The organism is Pseudoflavonifractor sp. 524-17, from assembly GCF_009935845.1.
In the GTDB taxonomy this organism is placed as follows: domain Bacteria; phylum Bacillota; class Clostridia; order Oscillospirales; family Oscillospiraceae; genus Pseudoflavonifractor_A.
In genome coordinates, this window is the sequence record NZ_QWEK01000089.1 from 1 (window position 1) to 5,821 (window position 5,821).

The window sequence follows — 5,821 nt, forward strand, 5'->3', positions numbered from 1 at the left end:
TACTTCGTCAACAAAAACGGCCAGCCGCTGCGGATGATGGCGAAACTGGAGCTTGACCCGGCCCTGCTGGACCAGCCGCTGTACCACTGAGGAGGGCGTATGGATAAAGGCACAGTTTACTTTTTTACCGGCCTGGCAGGGGCGGGGAAGACTACCCTTGGGGGGCTGTTCTACCGCCGGCTCAAGGCCCGCAAGGCCAATGTCTTCTGCATGGACGGGGACGCCATGGACGGGGTGTTTGAGCGCACGGGCTACTCCACCGCCGCCCGTCTGAAGGACGCGAAGGCCCAGTTCCGGCTCTGCCGCGCCCTGGCGGAGCAGGGGATTGACGTGGTGATGTGCTCCATCTCCATGTACGACGAGATCCGGGAGTGGAACCGGGGGAACATTGACAATTACAGAGAGATTTACATCAAAGTCACCAGAGAGACCCTCTACCGCCGGGACCAGAAGAAGCTCTACTCCTCCGGCGCGAAGGAGGTTGTAGGTGTGGACCTGCCCTACGACGAGCCGAAAGCGCCCGACGCCGTGGTGGAAAACGACGGCCAGGAGACGCCGGAGGCCATTGTGGCCCGGCTGGAGCGGAAATTCGGCCTGATGTAAGAAGAGAAAAGGGACTTTGAATAATGGCGGAGAACAACTGGAGGGAGTTATGGTCCGGCCGCTGCGCAGACCAGACGATTCTGGGCAGCGGAGACATCCAGCGGATCTTTATGGAGCTGAAGCGCAGCAACGGGTTTGATGTGGTGAAGGATGGGATTTCCTATGAGTCCTTTCTGGGACAATACAGTGAGCTGAAGAAAAGGCTGTCCCTGCATTTGCCGGATGGGGAAGGCATCCGGAGCGTCTACGAGGTAGGCTGCGGCAGCGGGGCGAATCTATTTTTATTTGAGCAGGACGGGACCGCCTGCGGCGGGATGGACTACTCCCCAGGACTGCTTCAATGCGCAAAACAAGTTTTGCGCACAACGGATATCCGTTGTGAAGAAGCTTGTAACCTTTCAACCCGGACGAAGTATGACGCAGTGATATCAGTCAGCGTTTTCGGCTACTTTACAGATATAGACTACGCAGAAGCGGTTCTTGAGAAAATGTGCCGGAAAGCAGAGCATTCCGTTGGAATCCTTGAGCTTGCGGATGTGGAAAAGGAAGCGGCGTATACAGCGTACCGCAAACAGATTATTCCAGACTATGAGCAGCGGTATAGAGGTCTGCCGAGACTCTTTTACAGCCGGGATTTCTTTGAGGCGTTCGCTCTCAGGAATAATATGGAAATCCAGATTTGCCCTATGCATATGAAAGACTATTGGAACAGCCAGTTTTATTTTGACTGCTATCTGTACAAGCGCTGAGCGGGGGGCGCGCCGCGTCAGAGCTCAGCGCGGAAAGGAAACCTATGGCGCAGATACTTACCGGCTCCCAGTTTGAAGTTCTGGCGGAGCTGCTTTCCCCCGCTGGGATGGCGCCGTCCAGGCCGGATGCCGCGGCGGTCCAGGCGTTGGAGGGGCTGGGCTATCTCAGCGGGGGTGCGGTGACGCCCGCGGGCTTGGCGGCCATGGAGCCCTACCGTGTGAAGCGTGCGGTGTTCCTGGCGGCGGGCTTTGGCAGCCGCCTTGCCCCCATTACGTTCAACACGCCAAAGCCCCTGGTACGGGTGCGCGGAGAGCGGATCATTGACGGGCTGCTGGACGCCTGCCTGGCCGCGGGAATTGAGGAGATTTATCTCGTCCGGGGCTACCTGGCGGAGCAGTTTGACCAGCTTCTCTACCAGTATCCCATGATCCGCTTCCTGGAAAATCCGGTGTACAACGAGACAAACAACATATCCTCCGCCCTGTGCGCCCGGCACCTGCTGTGTAATGCCTATGTGCTGGAGGCCGATTTGGTGCTCTCCGCGCCGGGGCTCATCCGGCCCTATCAGTACCGCTCCAACTTCCTGGCCATCCCCAAGACACGCACCGACGACTGGTGCTTTGAGGTGCGCGGCGGCATCATTACCGAGGAAAAAATCGGCGGGGAGAACTGCTGGCAAATGGTTGGCATCTCATACTGGACCGGGGCGGACGGGAAAAAGCTGGCCCAGGATTTAAAGTCGGTCTACGAGCAGCCCGGCGGGCGGGAGTGCTACTGGGAGCAGGTGCCTCTGGTGTTCCGCCGGCAGCGTTATCAGGTGTCGGTCCGGGCCTGCCGGGAAGAGGATGTGACGGAGATCGATACCTTCCGCGAGCTGAAGGCATTTGACAAGAGCTATGACATAGGCTGATTGAGAGAGGGATTTTATGACAATCAAACGAAATATCCTGCTCAACCCGGGACCGGCCACCACCACGGATACGGTGAAGCTGGCCCAGGTGGTGCCGGACATCTGTCCCCGGGAGAAGGAGTTTGCCGGCCTGATGGCGGGCCTGCGCCAGGAGCTGGTGCGGGTGGTCCACGGGGATGCGGAGAAGTATACCGCGGTGCTGCTGTGCGGCTCCGGGACGCTGTGCATGGACGTATGCCTCAACTCCCTGCTGCCGGAGGGAAAACAGGCGCTGATTATCAACAACGGGGCATACAGCGCCCGGGCGGCGGAGATCTGCCGGTATTACGGCCTGCCCCACGTGGAGCTGAAATTTCCGCTGGACAGGCCCCCCGATTTGGCGGCTGTGGAGCGGAGCTTGGCGGAAAACCGGGGGATTGCCCTGGTCTACGCCACCCACAACGAGACCGGAACCGGCCTGCTGAACCCAATCAGCGCCATTGGCGCCCTGGCCCACCGGTATGGGGCCGTCTTTGTGGCTGACACCACCAGTACCTACGCCATGCGCCCGATCTCCCTGGAGGCGGAGGAGATTGATTTCTGCATGGCCTCCGCCCAGAAGGGGCTGATGGGCATGACCGGGCTGTCCTTTGTCATTGGCCGGCGGGATCTCATTGAGGCGTCGCGAAACTACCCCCGCCGCTCCTATTACTGCAACCTCTGGCGGCAGTATGACTGCTTCGAGCGCACGGGAGAAATGGAGTTCACCCCGCCGGTACAGACGGTATACGCCGCCGTCCAGGCCATGAAGGAGTACTGGGCGGAGGGGGAGGAGGCCAAGTGGGAGCGCCACACCCGGGTGATGGAGGCCATCCACCGGGGGCTGGAGGCGCTGGGCTTCCAGGAGCTCATCCGCCGGGAGGACCAGGCGGGTCTGGTGGCGGCGGTGCGCTGCCCCGACGACCCCGGCTGGTCCTTTGAAGCGGTCCATGACTACTGCTATGCCCGGGGCTTTACTATCTATCCAGGCAAGGCCGGCACGGCGGGGACCTTCCGCCTGTGCGCCCTGGGGGCCATTGACACGCCGGATATTGAGGCCTTTTTCCAGGTGTTCCGGGCGGCGCTGGCCCAGTGCGGCGTGAGCGTGCCTGTGCGGTACAAGGATTGAGGAGGGACCGCCATGAAAACCGTATATACCTGCTTTTGTACCGAGGTCATCCACGAGGGGCACCTGAACCTCATCCGCCAGGCCCAGGCGTACGGCAAGGTGATTGTGGGCGCGCTGTCCGACCGGGCCCTGATCCGGTATAACCGCTTCCCCACCATCTCCCAGGAGGAGCGGGTCCGGCTGTACCGCTCCCTGGAGGGGGTGGACAGTGTGGTCATCCAGGACGATATGTGCTATGAGGACGCCCTGTCTCTGATCCGCCCGGACTATGTGATCCACGGGGACAACTGGAAAACCGGCCCAGAGGCGGAAATCCGCGCTCAGGTCATCCAACAGCTGGCGGCCACAGGCGGCACGCTGGTGGAGGTTCCCTATACCAACAGCGAGCAGGTGCGCAAGATCGACCGGCAGCTCCGGGAAAAGCTGGCCATGCCGGAGTACCGCCGCAGGCGGCTGCGCCAGCTCATCGGGATGTGCCCGGTGGTCAAGGCGCTGGAGGCCCACAGCGGCCTCACCGGCCTCATCGCGGAAAAGACCATCGTGGCCCAGAACGGCAGGCTGGACCAGTTCGACGCCATGTGGGTGAGCAGCCTGTGCGACTCCACCGCCAAGGGGAAGCCGGACATTGAGCTGGTGGATATGTCCTCCCGCCTGCGCACCATCGACGACATCATGGAGGTCACCACCAAGCCCATCATCCTGGACGGGGACACCGGGGGCCTGCCGGAGCATTTTGTGTACAATGTGCGCACTCTGGAGCGCATGGGGGTGTCCGCGGTGATCATCGAGGACAAAAAGGGTCTGAAGAAAAACAGCCTCTTCGGCACGCAGGTCCCCCAGACGCAGGAGGACATCGCCGCCTTCAGCGAAAAGATCCGCACCGGGAAGCGGGCCCAGCTCACCGATGATTTTATGATTATCGCCCGCATTGAGAGCCTGATTCTGGAGCGGGGCATGGACGACGCCCTGACCCGCGCCGCCGCCTTTGTGGACGCGGGGGCCGACGGCATTATGATCCACAGCCGCAAAGAGGATCCCGGCGAGATTCTGGAATTCTGCGGCCGGTTCCGCGCGGCGGACAAGTCCACCCCCCTTGTGGTGGTGCCCACCTCCTTCCACGCCATCAGGGAGGAGGAGCTGGCCGCCCACGGGGTGAACATCGTCATTTACGCCAACCAGCTCACCCGCAGCGCCTTCCCCGCCATGCAGAGGACGGCGGAGGAAATCCTGCGCTGCCACCGGGCCAAGGAGGCGGATGAGCGGCTGATGCCCATCAAAGAGATCATCACCCTGATAGACGAGCTGTGACAGGAGGAGACCATGGAGATTGAACGTTTTGCTGGGCTTTTAGAGGCGGATTTTTACGCCGGCGTTCCGGACAGCCAGCTGAAGGCGCTGTGCAGCTTTCTGATGGACCGGTACGGCCTGGACCCCGCCCACCATGTGATCGCGGCCAACGAGGGGAACGCGGCGGCGCTGGCGGCGGGGTACCACCTGGCCACGGGAAAGGTGCCGGTGGTCTATCTGCAGAACAGCGGGCTGGGGAATGTGGTCAACCCCGCGGCCTCTCTGCTGAATGAAAAGGTGTACGGCATTCCCTGCCTGTTTGTAGTGGGCTGGCGCGGGGAGCCGGGTGTGCATGACGAGCCCCAGCATCTCTTTCAGGGGGAGATCACACTGGACCTGCTGAACACCCTGGATATTCCCGCCTTCGTCGTGGACAAAACCACCGCGCCGGAGGAGCTGGCGGACACGCTGGCGCAATACCGCGCCCTGTTCGCCCGGGGGCGGCAGGCCGCCCTTGTGGTGCGCCGGGGGGCGCTGGAGTATGGGGGGAACACCGCTTACGGCAATCCCCACCCCATGTCCCGGGAGGAGGCCATCCGGCACATTCTGGCGGCTTCCGGGGACGACGCTGTGGTAGCCACCACCGGCAAGGCCAGCCGGGAGCTGTATGAGCTGCGGGAGGGGCAGGGCCAGGACCACAGCCGCGATTTCCTCACCGTAGGGTCCATGGGCCACAGCTCGTCCATCGCCCTGGGCATCGCCCTGCAAAAGCCGGGGCGGCGGGTGTGGTGCCTGGACGGGGACGGCGCGGCGCTGATGCACCTGGGCGCTATGGCGGTCATAGGCGCCAGCCGGCCCGACAACCTGATCCATGTGGTGCTGAACAACGAGGCCCACGAGTCGGTGGGCGGTATGCCCACCGTGGCCGGCCGGATCGATTTCCCCGCCGTCGCCCGGGCCTGCGGCTACCCCGCCGCCATGTCCGCGGACTGCCCGGAGGGGCTGGAGCACGCCCTCAAGACTGCAAAAGCCGGGGATCTGCTGGCCTTTATCGAGGTAAAATGCGCCCTCGGCGCAAGAGCCAACCTCCGCCGCCCAAATTCCGCGCCCAGGGAGAATAAAGC

At 62.4% G+C, this 5,821-nt stretch carries 6 protein-coding genes; all 6 read left to right on the forward strand.

Going from position 1 to position 5,821, the window contains the following annotated elements; all coding sequences use genetic code 11:
- The first annotated feature begins 99 nt into the window (after positions 1 to 99).
- Entirely contained in the window at positions 100 to 603 is a 504-nt protein-coding gene (locus D1159_RS18270; RefSeq protein ID WP_161847031.1) for an adenylyl-sulfate kinase, read from the forward strand.
- Between the two features lie 110 nt (positions 604 to 713).
- The gene (locus D1159_RS18275) at positions 714 to 1,352 is read left to right on the forward strand and encodes a class I SAM-dependent methyltransferase (protein ID WP_161847032.1); all 639 of its coding nucleotides are present in this window, start codon (positions 714 to 716) and stop codon (positions 1,350 to 1,352) included.
- Positions 1,353 to 1,396: 44 nt separating this feature from the next.
- Complete coding sequence (locus D1159_RS18280; protein ID WP_161847033.1) at positions 1,397 to 2,263, forward strand: phosphocholine cytidylyltransferase family protein; 867 nt, start codon at positions 1,397 to 1,399, stop codon at positions 2,261 to 2,263.
- A gap of 16 nt (positions 2,264 to 2,279) precedes the next feature.
- Positions 2,280 to 3,410: a 2-aminoethylphosphonate aminotransferase gene (locus D1159_RS18285; protein WP_161847034.1), complete on the forward strand. Its 1,131-nt coding sequence runs from the start codon at positions 2,280 to 2,282 to the stop codon at positions 3,408 to 3,410.
- A 12-nt stretch (positions 3,411 to 3,422) separates the two neighbouring features.
- Positions 3,423 to 4,718, forward strand: coding sequence for a phosphoenolpyruvate mutase (aepX, locus tag D1159_RS18290; protein ID WP_161847035.1), 1,296 nt, complete (start codon positions 3,423 to 3,425; stop codon positions 4,716 to 4,718).
- A 12-nt stretch (positions 4,719 to 4,730) separates the two neighbouring features.
- Positions 4,731 to 5,821 (forward strand): phosphonopyruvate decarboxylase (aepY, locus tag D1159_RS18295; RefSeq protein ID WP_161847036.1); only part of this gene is annotated, 1,091 nt, incomplete at its 3' end.

Bases quoted from the DNA above. Each gene is read 5' to 3' on its own strand.
- D1159_RS18270 (WP_161847031.1), top strand. From the start codon at position 100: ATGGATAAAGGCACAGTTTACTTTTTTACCGGCCTGGCAGGGGCGGGG.
- D1159_RS18275 (WP_161847032.1), top strand. From the start codon at position 714: ATGGAGCTGAAGCGCAGCAACGGGTTTGATGTGGTGAAGGATGGGATT.
- D1159_RS18280 (WP_161847033.1), top strand. From the start codon at position 1,397: ATGGCGCAGATACTTACCGGCTCCCAGTTTGAAGTTCTGGCGGAGCTG.
- D1159_RS18285 (WP_161847034.1), top strand. From the start codon at position 2,280: ATGACAATCAAACGAAATATCCTGCTCAACCCGGGACCGGCCACCACC.
- aepX (WP_161847035.1), top strand. From the start codon at position 3,423: ATGAAAACCGTATATACCTGCTTTTGTACCGAGGTCATCCACGAGGGG.